This window comes from Brucella sp. LJL56, assembly GCF_054871705.1.
Genome location: NZ_JBTXLQ010000015.1, coordinates 1 through 18,434 on the forward strand (window position 1 = coordinate 1; position 18,434 = coordinate 18,434).

Genomic DNA, 18,434 nt, shown 5'->3' on the forward strand with positions numbered 1-18,434 from the left:
TGGTTGCGCAGGCGTCTGCGCAGCCGGTCGCCATAGGCACGCTCCACCCCGGTCCGCACCATCCGCGTCGCCCAAAGCAAAAGCGCAACTGCACCGGCCAGATGCAAAAGGACCAAAGAACCGTTCATCTGCTTAAAACCGCCGTCAAACCAGTTGAGGTACAGAATTTTTCATATTGACGACTTGGCTGCCAAACAGGCCGACGATTGTTTCTTCAGCAATCGCAAAACACGTCGAAGCACCGCAACCGCTCGTGACGACGACGATCCGCACTGCATCAGATGGTTGATCCGTGATCCGCCAGCGACCGGGCGCGGATGCATAAGTGCCGACCCAGCGCGTAGAAACACTGCGCCCCGGCAACGCCAGCACGCGGTCGAGCTCTGCAAGCATGAACTCCTCCACTGCGGTTGAGCCAAAAGGATCGGGGGTCTTGGCGTAATGGTGACTATCCCCAACGACCAGCGAACCATCGGACGATTGTGCAACGATCAAGTGAATGTCGTTCATGCGCTGGTCGGGCATCTCGCTGTTCAACTGCAGTTGCAGTTCGGTTAGCCCTGGAAGCCCTGCATAGCCCGATGAACGCGCAAGTGAAAGCTCGGAGAGAAGCGTTGCTTCGAATTTTGCGCTTGCTTGGGAAGCGATACGCAGCATCTGCAATTTGCAGCGGGTCGGTTCATATTTCTGCAACCGGTCGGCAAAGAGCCCCGTGAAATCGTCGCCGGGACAGACTATTACCACTTCTGCTTCGACAATTCCGTTGCTTGTCAGGATCGATGGCGCATCGACCGCGTGAACATGGGCATTCCATCGAAATGCAACACCCAGTTTTTCACGCAGGAAAGAGGCCAGACGGGGAAGGGCTTCACGGGATTCGACGCGGATCTCATGCGGACTGGATAGAGCGAACTGAGCGGCCTCTGGTCGCAAGTCCGGCACGCGTTGCTGTGCCTCTTTTGTCGTAATCTTCTTGCACTCCGAACCCATATCCGTTTTCAGAAATGCATCGATGAGTGTTTCTGCCGGGCCATGTCGAGCGGCAAGCAACATGCCTTGCTGGAGAATGTCGATGCCGGCAGCATTGGCAACATCTTCCCATATTTCACGCGTGCGCCGCGCTTTGGTCCAGCAATCGCCCGCTGCCTGGCCGGTTATCGTTACAAATCCGAAATTGCGGATCGACGCGCCATTGCTCTGCGCATCCCGATCCAGCACGATCACTTTCTTGCCCCGAACTGCTGCGGCGTAAGCATGGGCGAGGCCGATAATGCCCCCGCCGACAATAGCAATATCATAGAGCGCCATCGTGCTTGAACCTCCCGTTCCAGCGTTTCATTTGAGTGCCAATCAGGCTCCACGCAGTCTCGCGATCAGACTTGCTTGAAATGGCTGGACATAAAGTGTGTTTTGGCAGACTATTTGTAAAATCGTTCTTTCAGATCAGTCCATAAGTTTAAATTATGATGGCTCTACGTGCAGGGTGACATGAGATGAGATACGTGCAGTTGCGTGCTTTTCATTATGTGGCGATTTACGGCGGCTTTTCCCGCGCGGCAGAAGCGCTTTATCTCACGCAGCCTGCGATCTCCGATCAGGTGCGCAAGCTCGAAGACGAATATGACATCCTGCTTTTTCATAGACATAAGAAACAAGTCACGCTCACGGAATCGGGTCAAAGGCTTCTCGAAATTACCCATCGTTTGTTCGAGGTAGAGAAACAGGCAAATGAGCTGCTGTCCGAGTCGCGCGCATTCAGGACTGGAAATCTGACTATTTTTGCCGATGCGGCGCACCATCTCCTGGGCATTTTGCGTGTGTTCCGCGAACGCTATCCGGATGTGAAAATCAATGTGAATACGGGGAATACCGATTCCGTCGTCAGGGCTCTTTATAGTTATGAAGCTGATATAGGTATCTTGGGAGAGGTCCCGAATTCTCAGGATTTCGAGATACACAAACTCAGTTCATCGCCCATTATTGCCTTTGCATCGGTCAATCATCCGGCATCCAAGGCGCAGGCCCTGACTCTGGAGCAGCTTGCGAAAATGCCGCTGATCTTCCGCGAACAGGGATCGAAGACACGCAAGAAGCTTGAGGAACTAGCAGCAAGCAAGGGTATTCAACTGATGCCCGTCATCGAAGCCGAAGGGCGCGAAGCCGTGCGGGAAATCGTTGCGAGCGGTGCCGGTGTCGGCTTCGTCTCCAAAGCTGAATTCAGTGCAGACATGCGGTTGAAGGCAATCCAGATCAGTTCTGGTGAAATGTTCATGGACGAAGCTGCCATATGCCTGAATGAGCGAAGCTCAGGCGCGCTTATCAGAGCATTTATGGAGATCGCAAGAAGCAAATTATGATTGCGATATGCAATTATCCGGAAAAATCGTTTGCCGGGTAATTATGAATGTGATCGGGATGATTGTGTCTCCGAGTTTACGATGCCGTGACTTTCGCCTGATCCAGATCTTTTTCAGCCATGTCGAGCACCAGCTCGATGGCTTCGATTGCTTTGCCCACATCCCGCATCCGCAACGCCTCGACCAGATTGCCGTGAGCGGCGATGGCATCGTCGCGTGTATCTGCAATCTCGTTCGATGTTTGAAGCGAGTATTTGAGAGCTGCGCTGATCGTATGCGAGAGCTGACGGAAAACCTGGTTGTGGCTGGCTTTGAGCAAGCAGGAATGAAAAAGCACGTCAGCTTCCGTGAAGCTTCCAATATCGTTCTCAGCGTCTCGCATCATTTGCCAGGCTTTCTCGATATCCGCAATTTCTTGGGTGGTAGCCTTTTTTGCGGCGAGAACGACGGCTGCCGGTTCAATGCAACGCCTTGCTTCCAGCACACAATCGAGCAGGTTGAATTCAACAACCCGATCCCCGAGCCATTCTATGACTTGGGGGTCCAGAATGTTCCATTCGTCGTGCTCGCAAACAACAGTACCGACACGGGAGCGTCCGCGAACCAGGCCCTTGGACTCCAATACTTTCAGTGCTTCGCGGATGACTGTCCGGCTCACGCTATAGCGTGCACAAAGGTCGTTCTCGCGCGGCAGAAAACTGCCTGGCGCGAAGGTATCGGAGCAAATATCGAGAGCAAGCGCTGAAATGACGTTGCTCTTCACGCGCGGGCGCGCTGCTGCAGATGGGGAGCCTAGCGCCGCTTGGTTCGATAATACTGTTGTCACTCTCAACCTCCATGCAAAGCTGCGGTGATGGCGCTTACTGGTAAAACAGTGCGCAAATCGCTGCTTCTGGCGCATTACCTGAAATCGACGGTTCAATCCACCACAACGCCACGCACCTGTCGATCATGTTTCGTGTATGATTATACGTATATATAGATATTACAACAGAAATAATTCATCATACTAGACAGTTGACGGATAGGATCAATGAAGCTACGAATCTGCAACCGTCGAGGAGTGGCGGGCAAGTTTTATGGGAGGTCATCATGAGTTTGTTTAAGGCTGCGCTCGTGGCCGGAACTGTTGCATTCGTCACCGTAACCTCGGCAATGGCCGCGGACGTGAAGATCGGCTTCGTCGTGAAGCAGCCGGAAGAACCGTGGTTTCAGGACGAATGGAAATTCGCCGATATCGCGGCGAAGGAAAAAGGGTTCACCCTCGTCAAGATTGCCGCGCAGGACGGCGAAAAGGTTCAGGCCGCGCTTGACAATCTCGGTGCGCAAGGCGCGCAGGGCGTGATTATTTGCACGCCTGACGTCAAGCTTGGGCCTGGCATCGTGGCGAAAGCTGCTGCCAACGATCTGAAGCTGATGACGGTTGATGACCGTCTTGTCGGTGCCGATGGCCAGCCGCTCGAAGATGTGCCCCACATGGGCATTTCCGCCACCAAGATCGGTGAAGCTGTCGGTCAGGCCATCAGCGACGAAGTGAAGAAGCGTGGCTGGGATTGGAAGGATGTCGGTGCAGTCCGCGTTTCCTACGACCAGTTGCCGACTGCTGTCGATCGCGTCGAAGGCGCGCTTTCGGCGATGAAGGCCGCTGGCTTGCCTGAAGGCAATGTTTTCGATGCACCGCAGGCCAAGACGGATACGGAAGCGGCTCTTAATGCATCGACCGTCGTGCTGAACAAGAACCCGAAAATCAAATACTGGGTCGCTGTCGGCCTCAACGACGAGGCGGTTCTGGGGGCTGTGCGCGCCACCGAAAGCGTCGGTATTTCGTCGGATAATGTCATTGCTGTGGGCATTGGTGGATCGGATTCGGCCATCAACGAGTTCAAGAAGCCCAGCCCGACCGGTTTCTACGGCACGGTTATCATCTCGCCGAAGCGTCATGGTTATGAAACCGCACTCAACATGTTTGAGTGGGTTGCCAATGAAAAGGAACCGGAAAAGCTGATCCTCACCACTGGTGAACTTGCCCTGCGCGATAATTACGAGCAGGTGAGAAAAGATCTCGGCATCGAGTAAGTCGAGCAGCCTCTTTCCGACGCGGTCGTTGAAACTTCATGCGGCCGCGTCCCTTCTTTACTATATGCGATACCAATCTCCGGAGATGTCATGGATAGCTTTCTGGCGTTCAGCCATATCTCGAAATCCTATCCGGGTGTGCACGCGCTTTCCGATGTTTCCTTCACGGTGGCTAAAGGCAGCGTCCACGGCTTGATGGGGGAAAATGGCGCGGGAAAATCCACGCTGATCCGTATCCTTTCCGGCGATCAGTCCGCAAATAGCGGCACGATTTCCATTGATGGGACCGAGCAGAAATACGCGTCCGTTCGCGATGCCTTCCAGGCAGGCGTGGTGGTCGTCCATCAGGAGCTGCAGCTCGTGCCTGAGCTGACAGTCGCCGAAAACCTCTGGCTTGGCCGTTTTCCCAATCAGGGTGGCGTTATCAATTCCCGTCAGTTGACCGATGAGGTTACCAGAAAGCTTGCTGATATCGGCCTGGACATTGATCCTTCGATCAAGGTGGCGCGGCTTTCCATCGGCGAACGCCAGATGGTGGAGATAGCAAAGGCAATCATGGTCGATGCACGCGTGATTGCACTGGACGAACCAACTTCATCACTGTCTTCGCGAGAAAGTGAAATTCTGTTCAAGCTGATCCGTCGGCTCAAGGCCGAAGGTAAAGTGATCCTTTATGTCTCTCACCGGCTGGATGAGGTCTTTGACCTCTGCAACAGCCTCACCGTGTTGCGCGATGGCAAGCTTGCGGCCCATCACAGCAGTCTTGAGGGTGTCACACGCGATCAGGTGATCGCGGAAATGGTGGGACGAGAGATTTCCGATATCTGGGGCTGGCGGGGTCGGCCGATCAAGGATCAGGTGCGGCTGCGGGTCGAAAATCTGAGTGGACCCGAATTGCCCGATCCGGCCAGCTTCGAGGTGCGCAGTGGTGAAATCCTTGGCCTGTTCGGCCTTATTGGCGCCGGGCGCTCCGAAATGCTGCGACTGCTTTACGGTGCCGACAGCCGCCAGAGCGGTAGTGTTGAAGTTGACGGCATAAAGGTTTCAGCCAACAGTCCGCGCAAGTCGATCGAGGCGGGCATTATGCTGTGCCCGGAAGATCGCAAGGCGGACGGCATCCTGCAGGGGCGATCCATTGAAGAAAACATCGCCATTTCGACACGCCGGCATTTTTCCCCGATGGGACTGATCAGCCCGAGCAAGGAAGCAGATATTGCTGAGAAGAGTATCAAGCAGCTGCGTGTGCGCACGCCGTCACGCAAACAGGATATCGTCCATCTGTCGGGCGGCAACCAGCAGAAGGTTATTCTCGGACGCTGGCTTTCGGAGCAGAACGTCAAGGTTCTGATGATCGACGAGCCGACACGCGGCATCGATGTTGGCGCAAAAGCCGAGATTTATGAAATTCTCTATGGTCTTGCCGAAAGCGGTATGGCGATTGTCGTTGTTTCGAGTGAATTGCCCGAAGTGATGGGTATTTCGGACCGTATTCTCGTCATGTGCGAAGGCCGCATTGCCGCTTCCGTAGATCGCGCCGGTTTTGACGAGCGCACCATTCTTGCCGCGGCCTTACCGGATCGCACGGCATCCATCCAATTTGACAGTCAGAAGGTTGCATCACGATGACCGCTTTGAAAAAACTCCTTCTCGGTGAACAGGGGCTGGTGGTGATTTTTGCCATCGCTTTTGCAGTCGTGGCGCTGACGGTTCCCAATTTCCTTACCGAGCGCAATATGCTGGGGCTGCTGCAATCGGTCGTAACAATCGGCATCGTGGCCTGCACGATGATGCTTTGCCTGGCTTCGCGGGATTTCGACCTTTCGGTCGGCTCAAACGTGGCCTTTACGGGCATGATTGCCGTGATGGCTTCCAATGTCAGCGGTTCCATTCTCATCGGTCTGCTGGCCGCTTTGGCGGCCGGTTTTGTTGTCGGGCTCTTCAACGGTGTCGTCATCGCGCGGTTCAAAGTCAACGCGTTGATCGCTACGCTCGCCACCATGCAGATTGTCCGTGGTCTGGCACTGATTTCCTCGGATGGTCGTGCTGTAGGTATCAACGATCCCGCCTTCTATCAGTTGGCGCTTTCAAAGTTTCTTGGCGTGCCGACACCGATCTGGGTGATGGTCGCTTTGTTCATCGTGTTCGGCTTCGTCCTGAACCGCACTGTCTTTGGCAAGAATACGCTGGCTATTGGCGGCAACCCGGAAGCGTCGCGGCTGGCGGGCGTCAATGTTGTCGGAATGCGGGTATGGATCTTCGCACTGCAAGGGCTGATCTGCGCTGTCGCAGGTATCCTGCTGGCATCGCGCATTACCTCCGGTCAGCCCAATGCAGCGACAGGTCTTGAGCTTTCCGTCATTTCGGCATGCGTACTGGGCGGTGTGTCGCTGGCTGGCGGACGCGCCGCCATGACGGGCGTGATTGTGGGCGTGCTCATCATGGGTATTGCAGAAAATGTGATGAATCTGCTGAACATCCAGGCATTCTACCAGTATGTCGTGCGCGGTTTCATTCTGCTGCTGGCGGTGCTGCTCGACAATCTGCGTTCCTCAACGATCGCATTCAGAAGCTGACGACGGCAGATGGTGGTGAATGATATGTTTTATGCTCTGGTTGATTGGGGCACCTCAAGTTTCCGGCTCTGGCTGGTTAATCAGGATGGTGCGGTGCTGGGCGAAAGCAAAAGCGATGAAGGCATGACGAAGGCAGCGGAAACCGGGTTTGCCGCTGTTCTGGAACGACATCTCCACCAGCTCGGTGCTCCCACCGATCTGCCTGTCCTCATCAGCGGGATGGCAGGCGCGCGTCAGGGCTGGGTGGAAGTACCCTATCTGTCCGTTCCCGCGCGGCTGGACCGGCTGGTTGAGAAAGCGGTTCAGGTATCGGGCACCGGACGTGATATCCGCATCATCCCCGGCATCGCGCAAAATCGAAGCGATGCCGCCAATGTGATGCGCGGCGAGGAAACGCAACTTGCCGGCGTCGTTGAAACCTTGCCCGACGGGCTTGTGTGTATGCCGGGCACCCATTGCAAATGGGTCAATATTGCCGGCGGGCAGGTGACGGGCTTCACCAGTTTCATGACGGGTGAACTGTTTGCGGTGCTGTCGCAACATTCGATCCTCAAGCACGCTGTCGATCCTGCCAGCGATTTTGACGCCCGGACGGCGGCATTCGCCCAAGCCGTCGAGCGCAGCTTGGCAGCGCCGGAACAGGCTCTCGCCATGCTGTTCCAGATTCGCGCCAGTCAGCTTTTGAATTTTGAACAGCACACCGATGGCGCTGCTCATTTGTCAGGCGTTCTGATCGGCGCGGAAGTCGGCACAACGTTGCGCATTTACGGTGCTGGTGAAGCGGGATTGGTCGCATCCGAGCGGTTGAACCGGCTTTATCAGCCCGTAATGGAGCAGGCCGGCTTCAGCGTTCAACTCTTCGATGGCGAGAAAGTCGTGAGAGCAGGATTGCTGGCTGCTGCTCGCTTAATCCATTCCCAGTCTGGAGTATGAGATGAATACCAAACCTGTCTGGCCGTCGCTGCAACGCTCGCTTGTGGCGATTATCCGCGGCATTCGTAACGAAGAGGTGGAAGCCATCCTTGCGGTTCTGCTGGAAGAAGGCTTTGAGGCGATCGAAATCCCGCTGAATTCTCCGCAGCCATGGGCCTCCATCGGGCAGGCGGTGAAACTGTTCGGCGACAAGGCGTTGATCGGCGCCGGTACCGTCTTGACTGTGGATGATGTCGCAAAGCTGGCCGATCTCGGCGGCCGCATCATGGTCAGTCCCAACACGGATCCGGAGGTCATCAAGGCTGCGGCTGCACGTGGGCTCTATTCCATGCCCGGATGCTACACAGCCTCGGAAGCGCTTCTCGCACTGAAAAGCGGTGCATCTGCGTTAAAGTTCTTTCCGGCTGGAGCGCTCGGACCGTCCGGCGTCGCAGCGATCAAGACCATCCTCCCGGCAGATGCGGTAGTGGGTGCCGTTGGCGGTGTTTCCGATGCGAGTTTTGCCGATTATGCCAAGGTAGGAGTTCGAACCTTCGGTCTCGGCACCAGCCTTTATCGACCTGGAGACACGGTTGAGACCGTCAGGGACAACGCACGCCGCACCATCGCGGCTTATGATCGGGTTTTTGGTGCGGCTTAGAGCGCGTTTCGATCTGATTGAATCAGATCGGCGCTCTAACCTCTTTTATTTGAAACATAATCTTGTCGATCCTCGTTTCATTCCGGTCGGATTATGCTCTAACCCGCCTCTAGAAAATGCGAGGCGGTTCCGTCCTAATCTGGAATGCTCCAGTTCGGTGCGTTGATACAGAGGCTCCCATGGCTTTGCACATCAGTTCAAACAAGCTGTCGGCCAGCATCTCCGCGCAAGGCGGCTTCATGCTGGGACTGTGGTGGCGACAGGAGGACGGCTCACAGACTGCATTGTTGCGGTCTACAACACACAACCAACCAGGGCCGGGAGATGGTGCAGGATTTCCTCTGGTTCCGTTCGGAAACCGGCTTGGCGGCAACGGTTTCGTGTTTGATGGCCGTACCTATCATCTTCCAGCCAACAGCCCGCGTGATCCCCTTTACCTGCATGGGGATGGCTGGCTGGCACTCTGGAATGTGGCGGAGCAGTCGGAAAATGCGCTGACGCTGAGCTACCGTCACCATAGCAAAGGCGACAATCCTTATGACTATACCGCCCGACAGGTATTTCGCGTCGACGAGCAGGGCCTGAGCCTGCACCTGTCCGTTGTCAACGAGGGCGCGCATGCCCTGCCTTTCGGCCTGGGCTGGCATCCGTATTTTCCGTTGCGACCCGATACTTTGCTCGAATTTCAGGCGAAGAGTTTTCACGAAGAAGCAGAAGGTTCGCTGCCGGGCGACGAGCTGGCGTTGAGGGTCCCTCTCGATTTTCGAGAGCCGCGCCCGCTACCGGGTCGATGGATCAATAACGGGTTTTCAGGTCTGGAAGGAATGGCGCGCATTTTCTGGCCGGAAACGGGGCTTGCGCTGGAGATGCGCTGCGACCCGGTTTTCGCCCATGCGTTTGTGTATCTGCCCTATGCGGCAAATTCCGCAACGGCCATGCCCGATTTCTTTTGCCTTGAGCCGATGACTCACAAGGCTAACGGGCATCACCGTCCTGATCTTGGCGGTTTGCGTATTCTTGCTCCGGGTGAATCTCTGGGTGGAACAATCCGCCTTGCCGTCGAAACTCTTCCCAAGTCCTCCAGAAGTGAGCGATCCAGATGAAAATAACCAAACTGACGACCTATATTGTTCCGCCACGCTGGCTGTTTTTGAAGATCGAGACTGATGAAGGGATTTCCGGCTGGGGCGAGCCAGTTATCGAAGGTCGCGCGCGGACTGTTGAAGCCGCAGTGCACGAATTGTCCGAATATCTCGTCGGCAAGGACCCGCGACGGATCGAGGACCATTGGAATGTCATGTATCGCGGCGGTTTCTACCGTGGCGGACCCATTTTGATGAGCGCCATTGCAGGTATCGATCAGGCACTGTGGGACATCAAGGGCAAGGCGCTCGGTGTGCCGGTGCACGAACTGCTGGGAGGCCAGTGCCGGGATCGTATCAAAGTCTATTCCTGGGTTGGAGGCGACCGTCCATCCGATGTAGCAGCCAATGCGCGGGAGATGGTGGATCGCGGGTTTACAGCGCTGAAGATGAATGGCGCCCAGGAACTCCAGATCGTGGACAGCCACGCCAGGATCGACGCCATTGTTGAAACGATTGGTGCTGTGCGCGCGGCAGTCGGACCGCATGTGGGTATCGGCGCTGATTTCCACGGGCGCGTCCATCGCCCGATGGCAAAGGTTCTTGCTCGCGAACTGGACCAGTTCAAACTGATGTTTATCGAAGAGCCGGTGCTGTCTGAAAATGTAGAGGCATTGGTTGAAATCGCCAATCATACATCGACCCCGATTGCTCTGGGCGAGCGGCTTTATTCGCGCTGGGATTTCAAGTCGATCCTGTCGCGCGGTTATGTCGATATAATCCAGCCGGATCTGTCTCATGCAGGCGGTATCACCGAATGTCGTAAAATTGCGGCGATGGCTGAAGCCTATGACGTGGCACTGGCACCGCATTGTCCATTGGGGCCAATCGCGCTTGCCTCTTGCTTGCAGGTGGATGCGGTGAGCTACAACGCCTTTATTCAGGAGCAGAGCCTGAACATTCACTACAATGAGAGCAATGACATTCTCGACTACATTACCAATCGCGAGGTTTTCGAATATCGCGACGGTTACGTCGCCATCCCGCCAGGACCGGGCTTGGGCATTGAGATCGACGAGGATTATGTCAGGGAGCGGGCCAGGATCGGTCATGACTGGCGCAATCCCGTCTGGCGCCACGCCGACGGTAGCGTCGCGGAATGGTAATACCAAAACTCGATGAGCCTGACACATTCGGTATTAGTTAAGCCATTGCGGCAATTGAGCATTTTCAAGGCGTGATGCGTTAGCATCTCAGCGCGTTGGTATAAGGGGAGAATAGGGATATGGCGGACCGGCTTGTCGGAAAACGGATATTTGTCACCGGCGCGGCGCAAGGCATCGGTCTTGCGATCGCACAGGCTTTTGCGAAGGAAGATGCGCGGCTCTTCCTCATCGACATGGACTTGGAGCGCCTTGAGCGCGAAGCCATTGCCTTGCGCGAGCAGGGGGCAGTGCTCGGTTTTGCGAAGGCGGATATTTCAGATGCTGCCGCCATCTTCACAGCCGTCGCGCAGGCAAACGATGAGATCGGACCCGTCAACGCGCTGGTCAATAATGCCGGCATCAACGTCTTTGCAAAGCCACTGGAAACGAGCGACGACGAATGGAACCGTTGCTTCGACGTCAATCTCAAGGGCGCATGGAATTGCAGCAAGGCTGTTCTGCCGGGTCTGATAGAGCAGGGCGGCGGGGTTATTCTCAACATAGCCTCGACCCATGCCTTCACTATCATCCCGCACACATTTCCATATCCGCTCGCGAAACATGCGCTGATGGGAATGACCAAGGCGCTGGGACTGGAATATGCACCCCGGCAGGTTCGGGTAAACGCTATTGCTCCAGGTTATGTCGAGACCCAGAAGAATGTCGACTATTGGAACAGTTTTTCTGATCCCGTGGTGGCGCGCGCAGAAACAATGGCGTTGCATCCGGGCGGGCGGATCGCCTCACCGCATGAAATCGCCATGGCGGCGGTATTCATGATTTCGGACGAATGTCCTTTCATGAACGCGACTTGCCTAACCATCGACGGCGGGCTGAGCGTCCAGCAACATTCCGCCTAGTGGATTGAATCTGACGTTTGAATCTCGACCAACTGAAACGCTGTTTCAAATGTCAAATTCGAAAAATCCACTCGATTCATGAACTTGCCAGTGGTCTGATTCCGGCCTTTGATGCCTTTCTTATGGTGTTGTCGCTGTCACGCGGACACAATTTGGGCATGCAGTCGCAAGTATGGGGTTGTGCACATCGCATGCCAGCGCGACGTCACCCCGTGTCTTTCTTCAAGCCCTTGACCGGCCTCATGGATTTTCAGGCCGGTGCTATCGATAACAATCTGCAAGGGCATTCTGGACCCAGGAACCTTGTCCTTGTCATCGCGCCATTTTCTGGAGGTCTGCAACGGACCACAGCGTCGGCTCAGGGTCGTATGATCAGGCACCGGCAGATCGACGCCCATCAACGCAAACAGCGAAGCCATCAGCCCTTCGATCTGCCGTAAAGGTTGAGCGAAGACCAGACCGCACATCAGCGGTTTCAACGGCTAGGTCCTAATAAGGCAACTGATATTACCAAGTTGTTTGACTGCGGCGTTTTTTCTATCGAGGCGGCATGAATTTACGGAGCACTTTCCCTCGTTTGAAGGGGTTTCGTTTTCCGCGTGAAGTTGTCGCCTAAGCCGTGTGGGCCTATCATCGATTTGCTCTGAGTACGGCCGATGGAGAGGACCTTCCTGCTGAACGCGATGCTATCGTGAGCAGGGGATCGGTTCGTCTCTGGATCAAGCGCTTTGGCCGGCATTTGAACCTCATTGCGCCCCTTTGTCGTTATGAATGGCTTTCTTTGCAGCGGACGCTAGGATGGCTAGAATTGTCGCAGATTTTTGGGGTTGACGCGGCAAGATAGACAGGAAATTGACAGCAAACCAAGATTTTACACGGCCTTCAAGCACTGACGGAAAGAGAAATGATGCAGAAGATGGCGGTTATCCTCGGTGCCATTGTCTTGACGCTTTCGATCCCTGCGAAGGCCGGTCGACTTGATTGTTCCGAATCAGAACATCTGCGCTACATGACAATGGTCGGCGAGGTTGGCGAGATGGGGATCGACCTTAGCCCTGTGGGGCAGGATCGTGCGACTTTCGAGAGGTTGACAGCCGCATATGAAACCCTCAACCCGGGAGGGCCGAAGACCTCGCTTTTCGTGGCGTATGTTCCCACCGGTCAGATTTATAGTCAGACATGTGCGGAAGAGCGCTGTACGATGGAAGAAATGGCAACGCCGGAGCAAGCCTGTTTGATCGATCATATGAACCAATGCAGCTATGTTGCACTTCGCTTCCGGGGCGAAGAGTTCTGCCTGCTCCGTTCGCCGCAAAACTAGGTGTTTGATCCCGGGATCTGATGGATCTCTCACCGGCATGATCGCTGAACTCCGTGCGGTATGCGGCTAACTTGTCTCGGAAATCCTGAATTTTGCATCGGGACGCACTAACTTTGAATTCTCACGGGAACTCCTGTCGCGATAGCCGGGCGTGAAAGTCCGACTTACACGACAGATTTTTGCGGCACTACATGCCGCTTCTACCCTCCCTGCCTGCAAGCCGACTGACCGTTTCCCACTTCAACCCGGCCGTTTCAGCTCGCAATAGCTAAAAACTGCCTGACTGCCTTTCGATCAGACACTCTCCTTTCCGATGACAGAAAACTTGCGAAGAATGGCATCGCATGAACGGATAAGTCCGGGCAGGTAGGACTGGTCTCCCTCCGCGATGAAACGATGATATTGGTTGACGTGATCAGCAGTAATTTCAATCACCGCTTCAACATGACCCAACTTTTGCATTGTCAGAACGACATTGATTCCCGGTTCCAAGCCCTTGAGCGTGGCTTCGCCTGCCAATGAGGTCGCCATTATATCTAGTTGATCGCGGAATTTTCTGATGTCCGTAGTCATCAGGATTGGCCCCGCACATTCGACATGTGCGCCGATAGCCTCCATGCGCGCGCGAACCCTCAGCCAATTTCCATCCCAGAAGTCCAACGCATCCGGGAACTGGCGTCCACCAATCCAAAGCGAAAAGCCGCTAAAGTGCAAATCGGGTTGATCTGTCATAGCCGCGACAATGCCATGGCGTCCGTCCGTTTTCTACTCGCCAACTAAAAGGCCACAGTTCCTCTTGCCATACTTTCCCTATACCTGAAAATCCTCAAGAAGGCTTTCTTCGATTATTGCTTCGAGAGCATAGGTAGTGGTCTGCGTTTTGGCCGCACCCTGATGAGTGCCATCTCCGCGTTGGTGGGTGTTTCAGAAACTCAACGGCTTTTCTTTTGTCAACAAGGGGAGGGGGCACCGTTGTGAGCACTCTTCCGGTCTGGCCCTCCTAATCGTGTTCCGATCGACTGGGCTGTCCTTGCTCCGTTTTGACGGCCTGTTCATGCACGGCCAGTCGCGCAGCCTCGATAGCCGTAGTAAAGAATTTGGCCTTAAGCATCGGATTTTCAGAACAGCCGTAACAAATCTGACGGTTATGGCGTCTGTGATCAGTCTTCGTTGAACCGAAATTCCGATAATGTTCTCCAACGGTATTTCAACACTCAATTCGTCAGGACGAGCATGCAATGCCCGGTTCATGTCGTTCGGGCGGAAACTCAGAGTGACGGCTGTCAGTTCGCACTTGCCCCCAACCCACAATCCATCCTGCTTACGACGACCCTCATCAATCTGACCAGAGATCGTATCCGGCAAAAGATTGCTTTCCGACAAACTTCCATTGTCAAAGAAAGCATTGACGAGACGGCTATCGACAACGTTTGGCGTGGCATCCTCCCGATAAAGGTCTGTTGCAGCAGGTATCCAGATACTAGCGCATGGGAGAAGCTTTAGACAAATGAACCAGATTGCCTGACTTCAAAGCAGCCTTGAAAAACTGTGCCGACTGAGATTGTCGAATAGTCAAGAATGGCTAATCATTCGTATTCTCGACAAGGAGATGCTCCCCGACTGTTGCTTAAAGCGCATGAAATTACCTTTTGGCTCTTGTAACCCAGGCAGATACCTAAAAAGTATCGCCGTGGCTTGGGAAATATTCCGCACCAGTCGATAGAAAAACTCGATCGCGACTTTCAAAGCCAATCTTAGTATTGTAATTGTTGTCCTGCTACTCGATGATAATTCCGGCAATTGTATACTGGGGGTAATTCATGGAGATTGAAGGTGGCCTTGGACATGCCAGTCCATCCTGGTTCACTGCTCCGGGTGATACGGACATGCTGGCGTGGGTGGCTTTGACGCTGATATGCCTCGCTCTCTATGGGATTGTGACGCTTTATGCAGTGTTCGATCGCTGGGCTGAGCACAGGTCGAAAGGTACCCCCCTGGCTAAGACAATCCCGACATTGTTGACGATTGCCCTACTCTACGAGATCTTTCCGCTTGAGCATTTCCACGTTTTCCTTCCGTTAACTGCGATCCTTCTTGCCTTGTTGGCGGACTGGTCGCGCTTCCATTTGCCGAGTATTCACGAAGTCGCGCCCGAAGCCACTGCTTCGCCAAATGTAGTCCCACCGGAATCGACGGATGAAGTTGCCGCCATAGGCCCCGCCAGACCAGAGGGTCCCAATAATGCTTGAGCTTCTCTTCACTTCATTTCCGGTCATTATCCGTTACTACCAATTGAGACGTCGTGGCGAATCCATGACGGTATGGAACATGCGGACCGCGGTGTTCCTGTGGGCCGTCCTCGCCTTTTTTCTTTTCGTCGTGATCTTCTACTTCCACCCTAAGTCATACTCTGGCCTGGTACCGTTCCGTACCGCGTCAATCGTGGCGCAAACCAGTGGTCCCGTAACCGAAATCGCCGTACAAAACTGGCAGAAGGTTTCCGCCGGTGACCTACTCTTTCGGATTGAAAACAGCGCCCAGAAAGCGACGCTGAAGCAAGCCGAAGCTGAGTTAGATCGAATTGCTGCCGCAGAATCGAAAGCAATTGATGCCTTGAAGGTTGCGCAGGCAAGCGTGGTCGAGTCGGGCGCTTCGCTTGAAAAGCTGAGAGGTGATCTCAAGAACGCGCAGGCCTTGTTCGCCAGAAATGCCGGCACGAAGGATACTGTACGCATAGCAGAATCGGCTTTCCAGATTGGCGAGGCAGATCTGGCCGCGGCACAGGCCCAGCTGAGCCTGGCACAATTGGAAATCTCTCAATCGCTTCCCGCGCAACGCAAAGTTACCGAGACGGCAGTCGAAAGCGCCAGGGTCGCGCTAAGCATGACTGAGGTTCGCTCGTTCACCGACGGTGTCGTAACCCAATTATCCTTGAGCGTAGGAAGTCCCGCGTCAACTCTCATATTGAGTCCAGCGATGGTGATCATTCCCGACCGTCCCGACGATCTGCCGCTCAGGATTACAGCGGGCTTTTCGCAAGTGACGCGCACGACAATCTATGAGGGAATGCCTGCAGAAATCGCTTGTGACAGCAATATTGGATTGTCCTTCAGCAATACAGTTCTGCCTGCACGAGTCGTCCACATCCAGCCCGCGATCTCAACAGGTCAGATCGTGCCGGGAGGAAGACTGGTTGAACTTAATGCGCGAGCGCCACGCGGATCGCTACTTGTTTACCTTGAGCTTGAGCATAAAGAACAAGAGAAGATCATGCTCGACGGCACCGGTTGCATTGTTCAAACCTATACCAACAATCTTGGTGGATTTACAGGACACCTCATTGCGGCCACAGGCGTTATAAAGGCTGTTGGCCTGCGCCTGAAGGTATGGGGCGCGCTGATTGCTGGAATTGGACTTGCAGGAAATGGTGGTCATTAGAAAGGTCTTCTGGATAGTTTCTTACTTGGGAAGTCCCATGACCAGCACAATCGGTTTGTTCGATGTCATCTTTTTGGCGTTTGGGATCGACTTCTGGAAGCCTGCCAGAACGATAACAACCTAACTTCCGACATCCGCAAATCAATCTTGCTATGGTGCATTCGGGTGTCAATGCAGCCGCGATGCGCGCCCACTTCGCCGCTTGGCATTGTTGTAATAGCTGGACGCCTGTTGCACGGAGCAATGCCGGGACTGTTCCATGGCTTCGGGGAGCGGAATGCCGCGATTTGCGGCTTCGGTGAGATAGCCGGAGCGCAGGCCGTGGGCGGAAAACTCCTCCGGCTTAAGCCCTGCCATTTGCGCGCGCTGCTTGACGATCCGGTTGATGGCGTTCGGTTCCAATGCCCGCGCCGAAACATTGCCCCAGCGATCGACTTTTCGAAACACGTTGCCCTTGTCGATCCTGCCTGCCTCCAGCCAGCGGGTGAGGGCTTCGATGGGCCGCCCTGTCAGATAGACGGTTTCATCGTGATCGGCGCCACTGGCTTTGGTCCGACCGAGATGGATGCCGAGAGAGGGGAGGGGGGGAACCGTCCTCGTCAGTGACAGGCGCCTGTTTGACCAGCTGTTCTACGCGCAGGCCGGCTATTTCGCTGCGCCTGCGCCCGCCCGAGGCAAAAGCTACCATCAGGATAGCCCGATCCCGCAAGGCGGTGAGATCCTCGCCGGAGCAGGTTGCCAGCAGCTTGCCCAAAATGTCGCTGGTAATGGCATTGGCACTCTTGTGACTGCGTGGCCGGTTCAGGGCGCACACCGCAAACCGGATGGCCGATTTAACGGCCGGGGACGAGAACGCTCCCTCCAGGCAGCGCCAGCGGGTCAGCGTCGACCAATTGGCAAGACGACGGTGGACGGTTGTCAGTGCATGCGGTCCGGATACGCGCAAAAAGCCTTGTCGGCGCAATTCATCTTCCACGCCGACCGGCATGCCGTGACCGGGCTCGACCTCGCGTTGCTGTGGCCGCCACAAATGATGCGCGACGAATTTCAGCAACAGGGCTTCCGGCGCGGGAAAGGGGAGGGGCTACCGGTTGCGGCCATCGACCAGGCTTCGAGATAGGCCAGATCCGAGGTAAGCGCGCGGAGCGTGTTTTCGCCCATGCCTTCATTGACCAGATGACGCAGCGTCTCAACATCCTGTTCCGTCAAAATCCCGGCCAGCAAGTTGCGGCGGTTCATTGGCAGAACGGCTGCGATCACATCGAGTGTTTCGGCGCGCCGTTCGATGGAGGCATCCGCGATCATGGTTATGCCGTCGACGATTCAGGGTGCAGTTTGAGATCGATTTTTCCGAAATCCTGTCCCTTGAACAGAAGCGGTGCTTTCTTGACGGCCACGACAGCGTAGGAAAAACAGTCCCCCATGTCCAGACCGGCTGGATGACGGCCCTTGCCGAACCGTTCAAAGGCTCGCTCTGCAGCGCGATAATGCATCTGATCGAAGGCAACGGCCGTCACATTCGGCAATTCAACGAGTTGACCGACAATGGCGGCTCCATTCAGAAAGCCTTTGCCGGTGAGAACCATTCGCAATTCCCATAGCGTTGGCCAGCCGATAATGACAGCATCGCGACGCACCAACCGCTGGAACTGATCGGTTTCCGGTTCGCGCAAGGCCATGGCCAGGACCACCGACATATCGATAGCGATCATCGCGGTAGTCCGTGTTAATCATAGAGATCGTCATGCGCCGAGGTCGTGTCTCCTGGCACGGTTCGCCGACCTTCAGCCATCAGATCCAGCAGCGCATCCATGGGCGTGAGGTAAGCGGGGCAGATCCGGTGGCAGTGCTGACAAAGTTGGCAGTTTGGCGGACTGTGCGCTGACTGGAAAATAGCCGGAGCGCTCAAGAGCGTGCTGCGACAAGGGAGGCGAGCTTTGGTATAAGAT

Annotated in this window: 17 protein-coding genes and 3 pseudogenes; 13 read left to right on the forward strand and 7 right to left on the reverse strand. The window is 55.1% G+C overall.

The features are described from left to right. Positions 1–144: 144 nt before the first annotated feature. On the reverse strand, positions 145–1,308 hold the full coding sequence (locus ACYSN1_RS21575; RefSeq protein WP_461727544.1) for a TIGR03364 family FAD-dependent oxidoreductase: 1,164 nt from the start codon (positions 1,306–1,308) through the stop codon (positions 145–147). A 185-nt stretch (positions 1,309–1,493) separates the two neighbouring features. Between ACYSN1_RS21575 and ACYSN1_RS21580 the strand changes: the two genes are divergently transcribed. Then, positions 1,494–2,357, forward strand: a complete 864-nt coding sequence (locus ACYSN1_RS21580) for a LysR substrate-binding domain-containing protein (protein WP_461727545.1) — start codon at positions 1,494–1,496, stop codon at positions 2,355–2,357. Positions 2,358–2,433: 76 nt separating this feature from the next. On the opposite strand, the gene ACYSN1_RS21585 is transcribed toward ACYSN1_RS21580, so the two are convergent. Then, entirely contained in the window at positions 2,434–3,258 is an 825-nt protein-coding gene (locus ACYSN1_RS21585) for a FadR/GntR family transcriptional regulator (RefSeq protein WP_461727546.1), read from the reverse strand. A gap of 191 nt (positions 3,259–3,449) precedes the next feature. Between ACYSN1_RS21585 and ACYSN1_RS21590 the strand changes: the two genes are divergently transcribed. The 8 genes from ACYSN1_RS21590 to ACYSN1_RS21625 all read left to right on the forward strand — a co-directional run bounded on the left by ACYSN1_RS21590 (position 3,450) and on the right by ACYSN1_RS21625 (position 11,726). Further along, positions 3,450–4,433 carry an arabinose ABC transporter substrate-binding protein gene (locus ACYSN1_RS21590; RefSeq protein ID WP_461727547.1) on the forward strand — a complete coding sequence of 328 codons (984 nt, stop codon included), beginning with the start codon at positions 3,450–3,452 and terminating at the stop codon, positions 4,431–4,433. Between the two features lie 90 nt (positions 4,434–4,523). Continuing rightward, positions 4,524–6,059, forward strand: coding sequence for an L-arabinose ABC transporter ATP-binding protein AraG (araG, locus tag ACYSN1_RS21595; RefSeq protein WP_461727548.1), 1,536 nt, complete (start codon positions 4,524–4,526; stop codon positions 6,057–6,059). After that, positions 6,056–7,006 (forward strand): L-arabinose ABC transporter permease AraH, encoded by a 951-nt coding sequence (araH, locus tag ACYSN1_RS21600; protein ID WP_461727549.1) that lies wholly within the window; start codon positions 6,056–6,058, stop codon positions 7,004–7,006. The genes araG and araH overlap by 4 nt, the downstream gene beginning before the upstream one ends. Before the next feature lie 24 nt (positions 7,007–7,030). Beyond that, positions 7,031–7,939 carry a 2-dehydro-3-deoxygalactonokinase gene (locus ACYSN1_RS21605; RefSeq protein WP_461727558.1) on the forward strand — a complete coding sequence of 303 codons (909 nt, stop codon included), beginning with the start codon at positions 7,031–7,033 and terminating at the stop codon, positions 7,937–7,939. A gap of 1 nt (position 7,940) precedes the next feature. After that, on the forward strand, positions 7,941–8,579 hold the full coding sequence (locus tag ACYSN1_RS21610; protein WP_461727550.1) for a 2-dehydro-3-deoxy-6-phosphogalactonate aldolase: 639 nt from the start codon (positions 7,941–7,943) through the stop codon (positions 8,577–8,579). 179 nt (positions 8,580–8,758) lie between these two features. After that, complete coding sequence (locus ACYSN1_RS21615) at positions 8,759–9,682, forward strand: aldose 1-epimerase (RefSeq protein WP_461727551.1); 924 nt, start codon at positions 8,759–8,761, stop codon at positions 9,680–9,682. Next, entirely contained in the window at positions 9,679–10,827 is a 1,149-nt protein-coding gene (gene dgoD, locus ACYSN1_RS21620) for a galactonate dehydratase (RefSeq protein ID WP_461727552.1), read from the forward strand. The genes ACYSN1_RS21615 and dgoD overlap by 4 nt, the downstream gene beginning before the upstream one ends. A 119-nt stretch (positions 10,828–10,946) precedes the next feature. Next, positions 10,947–11,726 carry an SDR family oxidoreductase gene (locus tag ACYSN1_RS21625; RefSeq protein WP_461727553.1) on the forward strand — a complete coding sequence of 260 codons (780 nt, stop codon included), beginning with the start codon at positions 10,947–10,949 and terminating at the stop codon, positions 11,724–11,726. Positions 11,727–11,863: 137 nt separating this feature from the next. On the opposite strand, the pseudogene ACYSN1_RS21630 reads toward ACYSN1_RS21625, so the two are convergent. Then, positions 11,864–12,215 (reverse strand): annotated as a pseudogene (locus ACYSN1_RS21630) (transposase); the annotation flags it as partial. Positions 12,216–12,276: 61 nt separating this feature from the next. On the opposite strand from ACYSN1_RS21630, the pseudogene ACYSN1_RS21635 reads away from it, so the two are divergent. Next, a pseudogene (locus ACYSN1_RS21635) lies at positions 12,277–12,459 on the forward strand (IS6 family transposase); the annotation flags it as partial. Positions 12,460–12,630: 171 nt separating this feature from the next. Next, positions 12,631–13,047, forward strand: coding sequence for a hypothetical protein (locus ACYSN1_RS21640; RefSeq protein ID WP_461727554.1), 417 nt, complete (start codon positions 12,631–12,633; stop codon positions 13,045–13,047). A 294-nt stretch (positions 13,048–13,341) separates the two neighbouring features. Here ACYSN1_RS21640 and ACYSN1_RS21645 read toward each other — a convergent pair whose 3' ends face one another. Beyond that, the gene (locus tag ACYSN1_RS21645) at positions 13,342–13,779 is read right to left on the reverse strand and encodes a WapI family immunity protein (RefSeq protein WP_461727555.1); all 438 of its coding nucleotides are present in this window, start codon (positions 13,777–13,779) and stop codon (positions 13,342–13,344) included. A gap of 1,088 nt (positions 13,780–14,867) precedes the next feature. On the opposite strand from ACYSN1_RS21645, the gene ACYSN1_RS21650 reads away from it, so the two are divergent. Together ACYSN1_RS21650 and ACYSN1_RS21655 are read left to right on the forward strand one after the other, a co-directional pair. Beyond that, on the forward strand, positions 14,868–15,296 hold the full coding sequence (locus tag ACYSN1_RS21650) for a hypothetical protein (RefSeq protein WP_192799333.1): 429 nt from the start codon (positions 14,868–14,870) through the stop codon (positions 15,294–15,296). Then, entirely contained in the window at positions 15,289–16,485 is a 1,197-nt protein-coding gene (locus tag ACYSN1_RS21655; RefSeq protein ID WP_461727556.1) for an HlyD family secretion protein, read from the forward strand. Before ACYSN1_RS21650 ends, ACYSN1_RS21655 begins: the two co-directional genes overlap by 8 nt. Before the next feature lie 168 nt (positions 16,486–16,653). Here ACYSN1_RS21655 and ACYSN1_RS21660 read toward each other — a convergent pair. The 3 genes and pseudogenes from ACYSN1_RS21660 to ACYSN1_RS21670 all read right to left on the reverse strand — a co-directional run bounded on the left by ACYSN1_RS21660 (position 16,654) and on the right by ACYSN1_RS21670 (position 18,394). Next, a pseudogene (locus tag ACYSN1_RS21660) lies at positions 16,654–17,790 on the reverse strand (tyrosine-type recombinase/integrase). Positions 17,791–17,792: 2 nt separating this feature from the next. Then, positions 17,793–18,197: a type II toxin-antitoxin system VapC family toxin gene (locus ACYSN1_RS21665; RefSeq protein WP_461727557.1), complete on the reverse strand. Its 405-nt coding sequence runs from the start codon at positions 18,195–18,197 to the stop codon at positions 17,793–17,795. A 14-nt stretch (positions 18,198–18,211) separates the two neighbouring features. Beyond that, on the reverse strand, positions 18,212–18,394 hold the full coding sequence (locus ACYSN1_RS21670) for a hypothetical protein (protein WP_461727559.1): 183 nt from the start codon (positions 18,392–18,394) through the stop codon (positions 18,212–18,214). Between the last annotated feature and the right edge of the window lie 40 nt (positions 18,395–18,434).

Bases quoted from the DNA above. Each gene is read 5' to 3' on its own strand.
- ACYSN1_RS21575 (WP_461727544.1), bottom strand. From the start codon at position 1,308: ATGGCGCTCTATGATATTGCTATTGTCGGCGGGGGCATTATCGGCCTC.
- ACYSN1_RS21580 (WP_461727545.1), top strand. From the start codon at position 1,494: ATGAGATACGTGCAGTTGCGTGCTTTTCATTATGTGGCGATTTACGGC.
- ACYSN1_RS21585 (WP_461727546.1), bottom strand. From the start codon at position 3,258: ATGCGCCAGAAGCAGCGATTTGCGCACTGTTTTACCAGTAAGCGCCAT.
- ACYSN1_RS21590 (WP_461727547.1), top strand. From the start codon at position 3,450: ATGAGTTTGTTTAAGGCTGCGCTCGTGGCCGGAACTGTTGCATTCGTC.
- araG (WP_461727548.1), top strand. From the start codon at position 4,524: ATGGATAGCTTTCTGGCGTTCAGCCATATCTCGAAATCCTATCCGGGT.
- araH (WP_461727549.1), top strand. From the start codon at position 6,056: ATGACCGCTTTGAAAAAACTCCTTCTCGGTGAACAGGGGCTGGTGGTG.
- ACYSN1_RS21605 (WP_461727558.1), top strand. From the start codon at position 7,031: ATGTTTTATGCTCTGGTTGATTGGGGCACCTCAAGTTTCCGGCTCTGG.
- ACYSN1_RS21610 (WP_461727550.1), top strand. From the start codon at position 7,941: ATGAATACCAAACCTGTCTGGCCGTCGCTGCAACGCTCGCTTGTGGCG.
- ACYSN1_RS21615 (WP_461727551.1), top strand. From the start codon at position 8,759: ATGGCTTTGCACATCAGTTCAAACAAGCTGTCGGCCAGCATCTCCGCG.
- dgoD (WP_461727552.1), top strand. From the start codon at position 9,679: ATGAAAATAACCAAACTGACGACCTATATTGTTCCGCCACGCTGGCTG.
- ACYSN1_RS21625 (WP_461727553.1), top strand. From the start codon at position 10,947: ATGGCGGACCGGCTTGTCGGAAAACGGATATTTGTCACCGGCGCGGCG.
- ACYSN1_RS21640 (WP_461727554.1), top strand. From the start codon at position 12,631: ATGATGCAGAAGATGGCGGTTATCCTCGGTGCCATTGTCTTGACGCTT.
- ACYSN1_RS21645 (WP_461727555.1), bottom strand. From the start codon at position 13,779: ATGACAGATCAACCCGATTTGCACTTTAGCGGCTTTTCGCTTTGGATT.
- ACYSN1_RS21650 (WP_192799333.1), top strand. From the start codon at position 14,868: ATGGAGATTGAAGGTGGCCTTGGACATGCCAGTCCATCCTGGTTCACT.
- ACYSN1_RS21655 (WP_461727556.1), top strand. From the start codon at position 15,289: ATGCTTGAGCTTCTCTTCACTTCATTTCCGGTCATTATCCGTTACTAC.
- ACYSN1_RS21665 (WP_461727557.1), bottom strand. From the start codon at position 18,197: ATGATCGCTATCGATATGTCGGTGGTCCTGGCCATGGCCTTGCGCGAA.